This window comes from Pedobacter sp. MR2016-24 (assembly GCF_026239655.1).
In the GTDB taxonomy this organism is placed as follows: domain Bacteria; phylum Bacteroidota; class Bacteroidia; order Sphingobacteriales; family Sphingobacteriaceae; genus Pedobacter.
Map to the genome: position 1 here is coordinate 723,723 of NZ_JAPIVO010000002.1, position 14,168 is coordinate 737,890.

Annotated in this window: 15 protein-coding genes; 12 read left to right on the top strand and 3 right to left on the bottom strand. The window is 40.5% G+C overall.

Annotated features, from left to right (window positions below):
* Nucleotides 1-25: 25 nt before the first annotated feature.
* Complete coding sequence (locus tag OQX62_RS07305; protein ID WP_265830787.1) at nucleotides 26-712, bottom strand: DUF4386 domain-containing protein; 687 nt, start codon at nucleotides 710-712, stop codon at nucleotides 26-28.
* 230 nt (nucleotides 713-942) lie between these two features.
* Between OQX62_RS07305 and OQX62_RS07310 the strand changes: the two genes are divergently transcribed.
* The 3 genes from OQX62_RS07310 to OQX62_RS07320 all read left to right on the top strand — a co-directional run bounded on the left by OQX62_RS07310 (nucleotide 943) and on the right by OQX62_RS07320 (nucleotide 3,989).
* The gene (locus tag OQX62_RS07310) at nucleotides 943-2,022 is read left to right on the top strand and encodes a hypothetical protein (protein WP_265830788.1); all 1,080 of its coding nucleotides are present in this window, start codon (nucleotides 943-945) and stop codon (nucleotides 2,020-2,022) included.
* 84 nt (nucleotides 2,023-2,106) lie between these two features.
* Nucleotides 2,107-3,078 carry an NADP-dependent oxidoreductase gene (locus OQX62_RS07315; RefSeq protein ID WP_265830789.1) on the top strand — a complete coding sequence of 324 codons (972 nt, stop codon included), beginning with the start codon at nucleotides 2,107-2,109 and terminating at the stop codon, nucleotides 3,076-3,078.
* 2 nt (nucleotides 3,079-3,080) lie between these two features.
* Entirely contained in the window at nucleotides 3,081-3,989 is a 909-nt protein-coding gene (locus OQX62_RS07320) for a helix-turn-helix domain-containing protein (protein ID WP_265830790.1), read from the top strand.
* A gap of 323 nt (nucleotides 3,990-4,312) precedes the next feature.
* On the opposite strand, the gene OQX62_RS07325 is transcribed toward OQX62_RS07320, so the two are convergent.
* Nucleotides 4,313-5,296, bottom strand: coding sequence for an aldo/keto reductase (locus OQX62_RS07325; RefSeq protein WP_265830791.1), 984 nt, complete (start codon nucleotides 5,294-5,296; stop codon nucleotides 4,313-4,315).
* Nucleotides 5,297-5,502: 206 nt separating this feature from the next.
* On the opposite strand from OQX62_RS07325, the gene OQX62_RS07330 reads away from it, so the two are divergent.
* The 3 genes from OQX62_RS07330 to OQX62_RS07340 all read left to right on the top strand — a co-directional run bounded on the left by OQX62_RS07330 (nucleotide 5,503) and on the right by OQX62_RS07340 (nucleotide 7,885).
* Nucleotides 5,503-6,006 carry a 2'-5' RNA ligase family protein gene (locus tag OQX62_RS07330; protein WP_265830792.1) on the top strand — a complete coding sequence of 168 codons (504 nt, stop codon included), beginning with the start codon at nucleotides 5,503-5,505 and terminating at the stop codon, nucleotides 6,004-6,006.
* 41 nt (nucleotides 6,007-6,047) lie between these two features.
* Nucleotides 6,048-7,025, top strand: coding sequence for an alpha/beta fold hydrolase (locus tag OQX62_RS07335; protein WP_265830793.1), 978 nt, complete (start codon nucleotides 6,048-6,050; stop codon nucleotides 7,023-7,025).
* Between the two features lie 332 nt (nucleotides 7,026-7,357).
* On the top strand, nucleotides 7,358-7,885 hold the full coding sequence (locus OQX62_RS07340) for a GNAT family N-acetyltransferase (RefSeq protein ID WP_265830794.1): 528 nt from the start codon (nucleotides 7,358-7,360) through the stop codon (nucleotides 7,883-7,885).
* Nucleotides 7,886-7,914: 29 nt separating this feature from the next.
* Here the strand turns inward: OQX62_RS07340 and OQX62_RS07345 are convergent, their stop codons facing one another.
* Nucleotides 7,915-8,481: a Crp/Fnr family transcriptional regulator gene (locus OQX62_RS07345; RefSeq protein ID WP_265830795.1), complete on the bottom strand. Its 567-nt coding sequence runs from the start codon at nucleotides 8,479-8,481 to the stop codon at nucleotides 7,915-7,917.
* A gap of 278 nt (nucleotides 8,482-8,759) precedes the next feature.
* On the opposite strand from OQX62_RS07345, the gene OQX62_RS07350 reads away from it, so the two are divergent.
* From OQX62_RS07350 to OQX62_RS07375, 6 genes are all read left to right on the top strand, one after another.
* Nucleotides 8,760-9,149 (top strand): nuclear transport factor 2 family protein, encoded by a 390-nt coding sequence (locus OQX62_RS07350; RefSeq protein WP_265830796.1) that lies wholly within the window; start codon nucleotides 8,760-8,762, stop codon nucleotides 9,147-9,149.
* 74 nt (nucleotides 9,150-9,223) lie between these two features.
* Complete coding sequence (locus OQX62_RS07355) at nucleotides 9,224-10,294, top strand: NADH:flavin oxidoreductase/NADH oxidase (protein ID WP_265830797.1); 1,071 nt, start codon at nucleotides 9,224-9,226, stop codon at nucleotides 10,292-10,294.
* Between the two features lie 127 nt (nucleotides 10,295-10,421).
* Nucleotides 10,422-11,009, top strand: a complete 588-nt coding sequence (locus OQX62_RS07360; RefSeq protein ID WP_265830798.1) for a Crp/Fnr family transcriptional regulator — start codon at nucleotides 10,422-10,424, stop codon at nucleotides 11,007-11,009.
* Between the two features lie 78 nt (nucleotides 11,010-11,087).
* A complete protein-coding gene (locus OQX62_RS07365; RefSeq protein WP_265830799.1) occupies nucleotides 11,088-11,480 on the top strand; it encodes a DUF4267 domain-containing protein in 393 nt (130 codons plus the stop codon).
* A 100-nt stretch (nucleotides 11,481-11,580) separates the two neighbouring features.
* Complete coding sequence (locus tag OQX62_RS07370; protein ID WP_265830800.1) at nucleotides 11,581-12,096, top strand: cupin domain-containing protein; 516 nt, start codon at nucleotides 11,581-11,583, stop codon at nucleotides 12,094-12,096.
* Nucleotides 12,097-12,420: 324 nt separating this feature from the next.
* Nucleotides 12,421-14,094 (top strand): sensor histidine kinase, encoded by a 1,674-nt coding sequence (locus OQX62_RS07375; protein ID WP_265830801.1) that lies wholly within the window; start codon nucleotides 12,421-12,423, stop codon nucleotides 14,092-14,094.
* Nucleotides 14,095-14,168 lie beyond the last annotated feature (74 nt).

The window sequence follows — 14,168 nt, forward strand, 5'->3', positions numbered from 1 at the left end:
TGAGTTAACCAGCTAATTTATAGGGTTATTTTTGAGTGTCTTTTACTCCCATAACTAAAAGCCATAAGCAAAGTGAGATTTCGCCAATAAATGATATGGATGCAAAATAGGGAAACAGCGGATTAGCGAAATCTTTCGACAGGAGCATCGTAAAGGTGTTTGCCAGATAACTTATTCCGGCAAGTGCATACAGTACGCCCAGAATTCGCGGCACGAGCTGTGATTTTAAGATCAGGTAACCAACGGTTATGCAATAAAATCCAAAGAAAACCAGTCCTATGCCGTAACCTTGCGCCTGCAAATTTAACGAATGCACAGCGAGGGCAGCCAGTTGCCTGGGTTCAAATGCAGTGAGGTACTGGGCATTGCCTAAAAAGAGCAGGGGTGAAACCTGGTTCAGTAAGTTGGTTGCTATAACTGCTGTTTGAATGAGCACGAAAAACATCGCCAGGCTAATCAGATATTTATTGACAGGCTTAAATAATACATACATAATCAATACCCCTGGAAGTCCACAGACGAAGTTAAATAGGTCTGCAACTAGTCCTAAACGGTATAAGGTTTCCGATTGCTGAATGAGATGAGCAGTGGCCAGGGCATCACCCGGAACACGCAGCGCCTGTCTGACAAAGATTTCGGCAAATAGCCCTGTTAAAATAACCAATAAATAAAGGAAGCCGGCAATCCGTGCCAGGTGTTTGTTAGAATACATTTTTTTGAGCGTTGGTTTCGCTAATATAATATTTCTAATTAAGTTTTATCAATTCGCGGCTTAGCTGTTTTCACCATATTTTGCAATCTGAGTGAAATCACCAGGCCATTTCAGCGTTGTAGCACCAGTCACTGAAAAATCAGGGATAGCTATTGAATTAAAATATTCCGGGCTTGTTAAAAACTAACCTTATTTTAGAACCGGAATATGATTCCAGATTAGACATCCACATGCACAAAAAGAAAATGTATATAGTCCTCATCGTGTTAGTCGTTTTCCTTGGCTTATTAGTCAGGGCTTATTTTAGAAGTGAAAGCTATTTTCTCTCGCGCCTACCTGAAAAATACAAGAGTTATCCTGCATTAAATGAACAAGTAAAAAGCAGAGACTATCAAATTATATCCTTGTTTACCGGCACCAGACCAAGAACAATTTACCGGGATTCCATTACCAGGAATATCATTGTGCAGAGCGTAGAGGAGTTCAAGCCTAAAGAATACGAGTCACCAACTTATTCGATAACTTATTACAGAATAAACAGTAAAGGAGAAGCTTTGGATAGTCTGAATGAAACAGGCAACACGGCCTTTGGCAGACCATTTAACGGGCATCTGCTGTATGAAGACAGTTACAATGATTATCTTAAAACCGGGAATGACCAGAAGAGGCCCTACAAAAGCATCAACAAAGATTTGCAAATGGCCCCGGAAGCACTATCGAGCCTGACCGGGGAATTGTTATCACGGGCTGATGCGGTAACAGTATATGAAGAGGACGACCCAATGACTTTCATCCTATCGGTTGATGGCGAAGTGTTCAAAGTATATATCCCGAAAAAGAGTAACATTGCTGTGCCCGCTGAGTTTGAGCATAATTTCCATGAGTTATTGCCGGTTACGGACTATAGTCACCAGACTGGTTTAAAGCATTACGCCTGGGAAAACCCAAACTCTGCAATCAGCATCGATTATTTTTTGAAACAGCGGTATCAGTCCGGCACCTATTTCTCTATGGCGGCAGCACCATCTACCAGACCTGCACGATGGTATGGTATGGGTTATTTTCAACTCAAAATTGGGACAGATAGCCTAAAGTTTAAACATCCAATCAGTTATATACTGTCCGGAAGTGTTCCCTCTGGTGGTTATTATGATAATGGGGAATGGGGGACGCTGGATTTGTTTAATCAGCAGTTGTCAGGTATCAATATCCTCACTGTTGGTTTTAATAACAATCATTCCCATGAACTGGATGGTTGTTACCTGGTTGTGCCTTTACATCCTGATAAAAAGGGTAGTGATAGCTATTGAACAGGCAATCAGGCTTAAACAAAGTGAAGTTTGGCTAAATTAACTTTGGGAATGATCCTGAAATTCGTTCTAACAAAAATCAAAATGATGAAAGCAGTTAGAATTAATGAATATGGTGGACCAGAGGTACTCAGATTCGAAGAGATAGACCGTCCTGTCCCGGCAAAGGATGAAATTTTGGTGAAAGTGTTTGCCAGTGGTGTTAATCCTGTCGACTGGGCGATCAGGAATGGTGCAAATGAAGCGCTAAGATCTTTCCTGACTTTACCCCTCACATTGGGCTGGGATGCAGCAGGTATTGTGGAAGAAATAGGTGATGAGGTAACTGCTCTTCAGAAAGGTGATGCCGTATATGGTGTCCCTAATTTTCCGGGCAACGGAAGTTATGCAGAATACTGTGTCGCCAAAGCTACCCGGTTTGCGTTAAAACCTGAAAGCATTGGTTTTACTGAAAGCGCAGCTGTACCATTGGCAGCGCTCACGGCATGGACGGGTATGTTTGAATACGGAAATTTACAGGCCGGGCAACGCATTTTAATTCAGGGTGGCTCAGGTGGTGTTGGAAGTTTCGCCGTACAGTTTGCCAAGGCAAAAGGTGCCTATGTAATTGCCATTGCTTCTGGCAGCAATCTCGACTATCTGCGTGAAATTGGTGCGGACGAGGTTATTGATTACAATACCCAAAAGTATGAGGAACTGTTACATGATATTGACCTTGTACTGGAGGCTTCGCCAATGCGCGATAACATGGAACGTTTAAAAGCTGTCAGGGTGCTTAAGACAGGAGGGGTATTAGTCAGTGTGAATACGGATTTTCCGTTTAGTGATGAACTCAAAGAAGCCATTTCCCGAAAAAATGCGGTAGCGGAACTTTCTGCAAACCAACCGAGACAGGAATGGTTAGCAGAAATAGCACAATTGATTGATGACGGCAAAGTGAAGGTATTTATCAATAAAGTGTTTGCTTTGGAAGATTTTGCTGCAGCACACCGTGAAAGCGAATCCTGGCATATACGTGGCAAGCTGGTGCTGGAAATCAAAAAAGACAAAGAATAGTTATGGAACATTTTAAAACGATAAGCGAATTTCACCATTTCATACACATGCCCGCACCGCTTCATCCGCTACTGAGCGTAATTGATGTGGGAACAGTTGCAGATGCACATGGTAGTGTGCCGGTTAGTATGAATATGGATTTTTATTCGATTTCCGTTAAAAGAATGCTCAACTTCAAAAGCAAGTATGGACAACAACCTTTTGATTTTAATGAAGGCATCATGTCTTTTATGTCGCCCAACCAGGTGTTCAGTATCGGTGTTGACAATGAAGATGAAAAAGTAGAAAAATCAGGATGGGTAATTTACATTCATCCTGATTTTATTTGGAATACCTCCCTGGCCAAAACTATTAAACAATATGATTTTTGGGACTATTCATTGAATGAAGGTTTGCATCTTTCTGAAAAAGAAGAAGAAATCATCACAGCAATCATCAAAAACATTGAGCTGGAATATCAGTCCAATATTGACCAATATAGTAAACGTATCATTATCTCGCATATCGAATCATTGCTCAACTATGCTGATCGTTTTTATCATCGGCAGTTTATTACACGGGAGAAAGCCAATCACCATATATTGGAAAGTTTGGAAACCTTATTGACAGATTATTTTAATAGTGATGACCTGATCTTAAAAGGCTTGCCGACCGTTGCTTATCTCGCCGGGTCACTTCATATCTCTTCTAAATATTTGAGCAGCCTGCTGAAGGTGCTTACGGGACAGAATACCCAGCAGCACATTCATGAAAAATTAATCGAAAAGGCTAAAGAGAAGTTGTCTACCACTAATTTATCCGTCAGCGAAATTGCTTTTGAATTGGGGTTTGAACATTTGCAATCGTTTAGTAAGTTGTTCAAAGCCAAAACAAAGCAGTCGCCGGTAGAATTCAGAGCCTCTTTCAATTGATTGAAAACATTCAAGAAAAAGGCTGGATGACCGCGTACCAGTTTCCGGCAAACAAACCAATGGGGCATAATTTGAGTGCTGCAGGTAATATTAATGATTACAATCAACTGTTTATGAAACCAGCAATCCGATTTGTCAAGCCTACTATCCTGATAGTGATAAGGATAACAAAAATTCTTACGGTCATTGCGCTATTTACTGGTTGTCAAAGTAATGAACCAGCATTCATTGTAAAGGGAGATAAAATAGTGACTAAGGATATAAAGGTAAATGTTGAAGTACTTAAACAGGATAGTACAATAATGGCATTTATTTCCCATGTGCTAAAGTGTTAAAAGCTGGTTATTGATCAGCTGGAGTTCTTCAGTGTTCAACTTGATGTTCATTGCCTGTGCATTTGATACAGCCTGCTCAGCGTTTCTTGATCCGGCAAGTACTAATGTAATTCCGGGCTGCAGCGTTGTCCAGCGTAACACCAGCTGTGCAAGCGTTGCATTTTTTTCCTTCGCTAATGGTTCAATACTGGTTAAAAATGATTTTACTTTTTCAGCGTTAAACTGCCCGAAATAGCCGTTACGGTGATCGTCATTTTTTAAAGTAGCATCCTTAAAATATTTACCCGTCAATAAACCTCTTTCCAAGGGACTATAAGCAATCAGGCCAATGTTGTGATCAATGGTATAAGGTACTATATCCCGCTCTATAGCCCTGTTGAGCATACTATAGGAAAGTTGATTTGATGCGAGCGATAGGGTTTGTTCTGCCTCTTGTAATTGAGCAAGATCATAATTGCAGACACCTGCAGCAAGGATTTTACCTTGTTTAATCAACTCATCCATCGCTTCCATCGTTTCTGAAATAGGTGTAGTTGCATCTGCCCAGTGGATTTGCAATAAGTCTATATAGTCGGTACCCAACCTTTGCAGACTTTCTTCGACTTCTTTGATGATATTTTGTTTGGAGGCATATTTATATACCGGGATGCTTTTTCCATCGCTGCCCGCATCGAAGAAGAATTCCCCCTTTTCCTTGTTGCTGCCATCCCATACCAATCCGAATTTGGTTAACAACTGGATTTTTGAGCGGTCTCTGCCTTTGATAGCTTCGCCAATTAACTCTTCACTTAATCCAAAACCATAGAAAGGTGCTGTGTCCAGGCTGGTTACACCATGATCTAAGGAGGCATGAATAGCTCTGATAGAATCTTGTTTTTCATTTCCACCCCACATACTTCCGCCAATAGCAAATGCACCATAAGTAATAGCTGATAATTTTAGATCTGTTTTTCCTAATTTTCTGTATTCCATTTTATTGATATTTATTAACTATTTGATCTGATATTCTAGATTTAAAAACTGAGGCAAATTTGGATGAAAGGAGCCTGGTATTAAAATAGCATGATTTATAGATATCTATTATAATTATAATGCTGATCGGATTATCGGCATATTTGAGTCTCTTGTGCTGCCATCATTAAAAAGCCATAAGGGGTGACCTAAAATGTTTAACCGTTATGAATGAAAAAGAGGAGCGTGTATTGATTCTGACCGTCCGATTGGATAGTATTTCTCAGGGCTATTTCGATTCACTGCGTTTGCAGCATTTTCCTCCTGAACGCAATTTTTTAAAAGCACATCTAACGCTGTTTCATAAACTACCAGATACACCAGAAACAGTGCAGATCATTTCGCAGCTGTCGGTTTCATCTTTTGTTATGCAGGTAACCGGGTTATTCAATCTTGGTGCGGGTGTGGCTTTCCGGGTAGAAAGCCAGTCGTTGAACCTCCTTCGGTCTGAATTGAGCCAGAAATTTAATGCCCGTCTTAGTGCTCAGGACAAGCAGGGATTCAGGGGGCATATTACAGTTCAGAATAAGACGAGTCCTGAAATCGCTAAGACATTGCTGGCAGAACTTTCTCAGAAATTTATAGCATTTGATATTCAGGCCTTAGGTCTTGATCTTTGGTATTACCTGGGCGGACCATGGGAACATAAACAATTCCAGCCGTTCGATTAATTACTATATTCACGAAATTTTACAGCATAATTTGTTAGCTAATGCCAGGTCTCTTCAATGCATGCAATCGCATAATTACCATTAAACTTAAAATAGTATTGTTTCTATTTATTACTGTTTTATCGGTTAAACCTCAAAGGTCATTCGCTCAGCAAATATATTCTAAAGCCTACGGTCAAAAAGGGAATCCGGCTTTAATATATGTACACGGTGGTCCCCGGGGTAATTCCACATTATTTGAAGGAACCACCGCAACAGCGCTGAGTGAAAGAGGTTACTATGTAATTGTATATGACCGAAGAGGGGAAGGCCGGTCTGGAGATCCAGGCGCAAAACTGACGTTTGATGAGGCCTGTCTTGATCTGAATGGTCTAATGAAACAATATGGATTAACAAAAGTGAGTCTTTTAGGTCACAGCTTCGGCGGTATTGTTTCAACTTTGTTTGCAAGTAAATTTCCCGAAAAAGTAGAGCGGCTTATTTTGGTCGGGGGACTATTTTCGCAACAGGAATCTTATGACCATATACTTGGCACCACTCTAAAAATTGCAACCCAAAAGAAGGATATGTCAATTCTTAAAAAGATTTCAAATATTAAATCCTTTGATGTGCAAAGTGCAGAATATCGAAAACAGACTTATGAAGTTGCATCACACTATGGCTTCTTCAAAATGACGACACCTACCGAAGAATCAAAAAGAGTGAATGCGAAGTACGAGAACAGTAGCTTCTCCAAATCCAATATTCGCAATGATAAAGCGCCTTTGCTTTTTTATCAAAATGAATCGCGTGTCAATATTGACACGAAACCCATGCTAAAAAACATCGTAAATAAAAAGATTGAGCTCTCAGCCATTTATGGAGTGCAAGATGGCATTTTCTCTAAAAAACAATTATCAGATTTAAAAAAGATTACTGGCTCTTCAAATTTTTATACTATAGATAATTGCTCGCACTATCCTTTTGCAGATCAACAAGAAAAGTTTTTGAATATTGTTGAAGAAATAATAAACAAATAAGATTTTACTCATGCTGTCATATGGATATGGGTTGTGAATAAATGACGAAGATCGCATCCTGGAATTTGGACACACAGGATTTCATCCAAATGCAGGATATACTGCTGTTAACCTGTACTATCCCAAAAGTAATACCAGCGTGATTGTTATCGGAAATCAAGCAAATGAGAACTCTGATATCGCTTATGCTTATGAACAGGAAATAAGAAAGAGCGTCAAAAAAAGCACTCTTTGAATTAGAAATTTGATGAAAAGTATCTCCCGTCAGGGATATTAACTACCTTGATAATACTTTGTAACAGCCATATCTTAAAATATTAAATCAGACAAAAATGGTAAGCAGAAATTTCACACCTTTCCCGATCCTGACAAGCGAAAGGCTCACACTCAGACAATTATCGATTGATGACCAGCAGGATATTTTTGCTTTGCGCGCTGACATAGAAATAAACAGGTATCTTGACAGGGAACCCAGTAAAACAATTGATAATGCCATACACTTCATCAACATGATTAATGATCATATTCAAAAAAACAATTCTCTTTATTGGGTAATCACGCTGACGGAAACAAAAACAGTTGTTGGGACAATTTGTCTTTTTAACTTCTCAGAGGAAGAAAGTAGCTGTGAAATTGGCTATGAGCTGATGACAAAATTGCAGGGCCAGGGAATAATGCAGGAAGCAGCAGGGGAAGTGATTGCCTATGCTTTTCAAACCTTGCAGTTGCAAAAAATAGTGGCGTTTACCCACAACCGGAATCAGCGTTCAACTAAACTGCTGAGGAGATTTAACTTTCTTCAATCACAGGAAACAAACGAAGAGCATCCTGAATACCAGCTGTTCACACTAACTCGTTGAGAAGAATAGAAGGGGACTGGTTGATCAGCTTAGCCGGATGTGAGGCGACTCAAAGTTTCTCTGGTTACACCCAGATAAGATGCGATTAAAGTTTTAGAAACACGTTGATAAAGATCGGGGTATTGACGTATCAGGGAATTGTAACGCTCAGTCGCGGTGGCACACATCAGCATTAACACTCTTTTTTGAAGGGCAACGTTTCCGGCACTGCTTTTTATCCTGAAAAAATAGTCCATTTTTGCAAGTTCACTGCAGAGTTTTTCCTTGTCTTTGTAAGTAATGTACAACACTTCCGTTTTTTCCAGACAGTCAATATCCACCGTAGCATATGTGCCTTTTTGAAAAGCCTCCATGTCTGATATCCACCAATTCTCCATGGCAAACTGCAGAATATGTGTTCTTCCTGACTGATCAATATGTGAGGATTTCACTAAGCCCTGAAGTACAAAATACTCATTTGGAGCTAAAGCGCCCATCTCTACTAAATACTGGTGTTTTTTACAGGATTTTTTAGTGAAGTAGGATAATATTAAGGCAAACTCCTCATCTGTAATACTAACAATGTCCTCAATATGTTTTCTTAAAACATCTACCATGTACTTAATTTATAGATTTTTCATACAAATATAATGAAATCGGTGCAGGGTAAATATAAACTGCATAAGTAAAAGCGTAATGTATCACACTATTATTTAGTGAGGTAAATCACGGGTGCGTAAGGTGCAATCATCCTAATTTTGTGGAGTCAAATCGATAGTGACATAAAATCTTAAGGTTTTAAAATCTCTAAATGTTTAACTGCAATGATGATTAAAATAATTGCTGTGAACAAGACTTGAATGAAGTAAGTATAATTTATCATGTAAAAAATAAAATGATGAGCGTAAATCAAAACAGCAATGCAGTTCAGGATTATGAAGAGGTATTGGCAGTAGTAAAAGGATATGTAGAAGGGTTGAAAACAGGCAATGTTGAGCAGTTGAAAAAAACCTTTCATCAGGATGCAGTAATGTACGGCCACCTTCAGAATGGATTGTCGGAAGGTAGTATAGACAATTTGTATACGTATGTAGCAGAATTTGGTAAGGCTCCCAACATCAGGACCCACCTGGATGTATTGCACAAAACTGCGACAACGGCTATTGTCCGTGTTGAAATGGAGAGCGATGCGGCAAATGAAGACTTTACAGATTACCATTCATTGATTAAAATTGATGGTGAGTGGAAAGTTGTTGCCAAACTATTTCACCTGTATCAAAAATAGGGAAGACTATCAAAGCGCATTATTTAAAGACAGTTGATCTTTAAATAATGCGCTTAAAATTAAAAGAACAAAAAATGTCAAAATTATTTAGTGAACTGAATGTCAAATCAGTAAGGTTCAGAAATCGTATAATTACCTCACCTATGTGCATGTATTCGGCCGAAGATGGATTTGCCAGTGATTGGCACCTGGTACATTATGGATCCAGGGCCATGGGGGGTGCAGGAACGGTGATGCTGGAGGCAACAGCGGTATGTGCTGACGGGCGAATTGGTGTCGGTGATCTTGGGATCTGGAAAGATGAGCATATTGCTCCTCTTGCAAAAATAGCTGCATTCATCAAGGCTCGCGGCAGTGTTGCAGCGATTCAGTTAGCGCACGCCGGTAGAAAAGGAAGTACCTGGGCATCAGGTGCAGAAAGCCATGCCCTGATGCCTGAAGATCAGGATGGATGGGAAGTGATTGCTCCCTCTGCCATTCCTTTTTCTCCAGATATGCAGGTCCCTCGTGAGATGACGCATGAAGATATAATGGCCATCAGGAAATCTTTCAGTGATGCCGCTGTCAGAGCGCTGAAGGCGGGTTTCGATTTGATTGAAATTCACAGTGCCCATGGTTATTTGCTGAATGAATTTTCATCTCCCATTCCAAATCGGAGAACCGACAATTATGGAGGGAACAGGGAGAACAGAACAAGGCTATTGTTTGAAGTTATTGAAGATGTAAAAAAGGTCTGGCCTGAAGAACTTCCTATAGCTGTTCGTATCTCTGCTACCGACTGGGTGGAAGAAGGCTGGACAAGTGATGACTCGGTATGGCTGAGCCTCAGACTAGCAGCAGCGGGTGTCGATTTGGTTGATGTTTCTACTGGTGGTACTGTGCCGAAAGCAAAGATTCCTGTAGGCCCAGGTTATCAGTTACCATTTGCGGCTGCGATCAAACGTGCAGTGAAAGATACATTATTGGTTGGCACTGTAGGGTTGATCACAAATGCACAGCAGGCAGAAACAATCCTGGTAAACGGAGATGCCGATTTTGTATTGATAGCACGCGAATTTTTAAGGAATCCCTATTTCCCACTTCATGCTGCAAAAGAACTCCGCTCGGAAATTCCGGTACCCAAACCCTATGAACTGGCTTTTTAGGCGGGCAAATTTAAGACTGGTCCTATGCAGCGCAGGCATGGCAAGCGCAGCCGGCTGCTTAGGTTCAAAAACCATAAGCGCAGCAAAAACATAAAACTACATTTCATGTGAATTGTTATTTTTACACATGATGGAAAACCACGGCAACTTACTTCATAATATACAAAGTCTGATATCGTTTGATGAGACAGAGAAAGACATTATTACCGGGCTGTTTAAAGAAAAGACTTACAAAAAAGGGGACTTTTTCTTAGCTGACGGGCAGATCTGTAAACAGGTTGGATTTGTTGCGAAGGGGCTGATGAGGTATTATATTAATCACGATGGTGAAGAGAAAACGTATGCCTTTTCCCAGGAAAATGAATATGTCTGTAATTATGAAAGTTTTATTCCCCAAAGCCCTTCATCAAAAATTATTCAGGCCCTGGAGGACAGTGTTGTTTTAGTCATTTCTCATAGTGACCTGCAGTTGCTTTATGCGAAGGTCAGGGAAGGAGAACGCTATGGCAGGATTGCAATTGAAATGGTTTTTTTACAAATCCTGAAGGACATCAATTCATTTTATACAGAAACACCTGAACTTCGGTATGAAAGATTTTTAAAAAATCATTCGGACCTGCAGCAAAGGATTTCCCAATACCATATCGCCTCATTTGTGGGGGTGAAACCGCAATCATTAAGCCGTATCCGGAAAAGAATTTTTAGTAAGATTTGATTTGTTAACTTAAGTGCATGAATAGCGGTTCCTGTTCTGATAATTTTGATTCATTATTTAACCTTGAAACAAAATATTATGACAACCAGAATTTCTTACATCATCGCATTTTTATTGGGCCTGGGAATGATTTTTCTCGGCGCCAGGTTTTTTACCTCTCCTCAGGTAGCCACAGCTGCATACGGCATCCATTTTAATGACCAGGGGGATTATTCATTTCATTATATCAAAGGGATCAGAGACATCTTTTCCGGACTGATCATTTGTGCTTTTGTACTGATGAAGGAGAGACGGGCTTTGGGCGTGACTTTATTAGCGGGTACAATGATACCGCTTACGGACATGCTGATCGTACTCAGCAAAAGTTACACTAGTACAGCGCAGGCTATGCCACACATTATAGCCATCATTATTTGTGCTGTATTTGGGGTACTTTTATTAGCAACCAGACCGCAGTCAAAATTGCTGTAAAAATAACAGGCGATATCCGGTAACTGAATCGTATACACATGGCGTACACCACGCTCATATATGTAAATAAACATTTTAATTTTACTCAATATAAAATCATATGGAAAACTCAAAGCCAAACCCCATCACAGTAGGACCTGAAGGTGGCGAAATACTAGCTGTAGTTGGTGGTAACTACCGCGTACTTGTTTCCGGCAAACAAACGAATGGGGCATTTTCAACTATTGAAATGCTGGTGCCTCCCCAAAACGGTCCGGGACCACATTCTCATGCCAGTTTTTATGAATCTTTTTATATTCTTGACGGCGAGGTAGAGGTTCATTCCGAAGCCGGTGCTTATACGGCAAAAAAAGGTTCTTTTGTGGTAGTACCGGAAGGGGGCATTGTACATTATTTTAAAAATGTGAGTGATCAAATGGCACAATTGCTTTGCATGGTTGTCCCTGCGGGGCTGGAAGAATTTTTTGAAGAAATAGGCGAACCCGTAGCTGCCGGCGAATTTCTTCCATCGCCGCCAATGGATCCTGAATCTATCAAAACAATACAGGCGATTGCGGAAAAACATGGGCAAATATTGTATCCGCCTGACTTCCTTGATCAAAAAGAGGGTGAATAGAAAATGTATTCCTTTCTCATCAATATGGGTATCACAGATTGTAAAGATCCTAAAGTGCTGCGGATTACATTTTATTTACATGCGCACACAATATTCTACCGTCCCATTCGTCTTTATATGGAGAGCGTTAATTTAGAAAAAGCGGAAGTGAACGGATGTGTCATTTCCGCTTTTCTTTTAATACGATGAGCCTGTGATCTTTTCGATCTAAGATTTATATTTAAGGATGGCGTTTTGGTGGTGTGAATTAAATGTATTAAATATTGAGCATTTGACCAGTATATAAGAACAAAATGCGATCTTCATTCAATCAATCATTTACCTATGCATAATACAACGCCTTCTCAGCTGGACAGTATTATTTTGTTGCTTACCGAATTCAGTCGCCATACTACCGGTGCCAGAGATGAAGTCACAGCAGATGTAAGTCTACTCAAAAAAATCGTTACCGGCCTCAAATTGCTTGGTGAGGAGATGGAAAATTACCGGAATGAAATCATTTACCAGCGTACATTTCTGAATAACATTTTAAGTAATATAGATGAGGTAATTTATGTCCGGGATATTAACCCGGCCGATGCAGCCGGAAGTATGTATAGCTTCATCAGTGGACGTTCGATGGAAATCATCGGCATGGGTTCGCAGGAACTTGACGAAAACCCCCGGAGGTGGATCGAAGCTGTGCATCCTGAAGATGCCGTCAGAACAAATGAAATGTTTCAAAAGGCGCTGGACGGACAGGAGATGGTCATTACCTATCGTATGTACCACCAGGGCAGGCAGGAATACCGCTGGATTGAAGACCGCATATCGGCTAAGGCCAATTTAGCGGGACAGGTAATGCACATGTATGGATCGGCGCGCGATGTAACCGGGCAGCAGGAGACCAATTTAGCCCTGGAGAAAACAAGTGAGCTCGTTACACGGTTAATTACCTCATCTGACCAGGTATTTTATATTGTTTCCTTAGATGAATCAGACCCTTTCAAAAATACCTTTACCTATCTCAGTTCACAGGTGGAAGGTATAATCGGCTATTCAGTTCAGGATGTGCGTGATGATCCGCTGGTCTGGATCAAAGCTATACATCCGGATGACCTGAAGCAGGTAAAAGCGACTACCAAAGATATGTTTACCTCCAAAGATCCGCGTACGCGCGTTTACAGGATGAAACACAAACATAGCGGTGAGTATATCTGGCTGGAAGATTATGTAGTGCCTATATTAGATGAGAAGGGATGGATACGTGAGTTCTATGCATCTGCACGTGATATTACCCCAAGAAGAACCGCAGAGATACAGCGCGAAAAATTAATTGAAGAACTGAGCAGAAAACACGATGAATTGATGCAGTTTAGTCATATCGTATCGCACAACCTGCGTGCACCGGTGGCGAGTATCCTCGGTCTTTCCCAAATTCTCGAATATGAGGTCCAATCCGGGGAAGCAGCCGATACAAAACGCTACATTCTCCAGGCCGCACGGTCAATGGATGATTTATTGCGTGATTTGAATACGGTGTTGTCTGTACGGTCCACCCAGGAAGAAAAAAAAGAAACATTTTTATTAAGTGATGTGGTTTCATCGGTCTGTATTAACCTTAAAAAAGAAATTGATGAAAGCTCAGCAGTACTGAATATAGGCATAGACCCTGATGCTGATGAACTCACCAGCATTAAGAGCTATATACAAAGCACATTGTTCAACCTGGTTTGTAACGCAATCAAATACCGTTCAACCGACAAACAACCTGTAATTAGCCTCAGGGCATGTATAAAGGGAAATCAGACAGTGATTGCTATAGCAGATAATGGGTTAGGTATAGACTTAGCTGCACATAGGGAACGAATATTTGTACTGTATGGAAGGCTGCACCACGATCGCGAAGGAAAGGGATTGGGCTTATATATGACCAAGATGCAAATCGAATCTTTGAATGGAACAATTGAAGTAGAGAGTGAAAAAGGAAAAGGTACAATTTTTACTATAACGCTATAGTAATGAGCCACCATCAAAAATTTTCAGGCATTGAGGATAGTGATGCACTTCATCGTTTTTAGCAGAGGTAATTG

Coding starts and splice junctions, on each gene's coding strand:
- OQX62_RS07315 (WP_265830789.1), top strand. CDS start 2,107: ATGATGAAAGCAGTTAGAATTAATGAATATGGTGGACCAGAGGTACTC.
- OQX62_RS07365 (WP_265830799.1), top strand. CDS start 11,088: ATGACAACCAGAATTTCTTACATCATCGCATTTTTATTGGGCCTGGGA.
- OQX62_RS07335 (WP_265830793.1), top strand. CDS start 6,048: ATGCCAGGTCTCTTCAATGCATGCAATCGCATAATTACCATTAAACTT.
- OQX62_RS07320 (WP_265830790.1), top strand. CDS start 3,081: ATGGAACATTTTAAAACGATAAGCGAATTTCACCATTTCATACACATG.
- OQX62_RS07305 (WP_265830787.1), bottom strand. CDS start 712: ATGTATTCTAACAAACACCTGGCACGGATTGCCGGCTTCCTTTATTTA.
- OQX62_RS07330 (WP_265830792.1), top strand. CDS start 5,503: ATGAATGAAAAAGAGGAGCGTGTATTGATTCTGACCGTCCGATTGGAT.
- OQX62_RS07340 (WP_265830794.1), top strand. CDS start 7,358: ATGGTAAGCAGAAATTTCACACCTTTCCCGATCCTGACAAGCGAAAGG.
- OQX62_RS07375 (WP_265830801.1), top strand. CDS start 12,421: ATGCATAATACAACGCCTTCTCAGCTGGACAGTATTATTTTGTTGCTT.
- OQX62_RS07360 (WP_265830798.1), top strand. CDS start 10,422: ATGATGGAAAACCACGGCAACTTACTTCATAATATACAAAGTCTGATA.
- OQX62_RS07370 (WP_265830800.1), top strand. CDS start 11,581: ATGGAAAACTCAAAGCCAAACCCCATCACAGTAGGACCTGAAGGTGGC.
- OQX62_RS07325 (WP_265830791.1), bottom strand. CDS start 5,296: ATGGAATACAGAAAATTAGGAAAAACAGATCTAAAATTATCAGCTATT.
- OQX62_RS07350 (WP_265830796.1), top strand. CDS start 8,760: ATGATGAGCGTAAATCAAAACAGCAATGCAGTTCAGGATTATGAAGAG.
- OQX62_RS07355 (WP_265830797.1), top strand. CDS start 9,224: ATGTCAAAATTATTTAGTGAACTGAATGTCAAATCAGTAAGGTTCAGA.
- OQX62_RS07345 (WP_265830795.1), bottom strand. CDS start 8,481: ATGGTAGATGTTTTAAGAAAACATATTGAGGACATTGTTAGTATTACA.
- OQX62_RS07310 (WP_265830788.1), top strand. CDS start 943: ATGCACAAAAAGAAAATGTATATAGTCCTCATCGTGTTAGTCGTTTTC.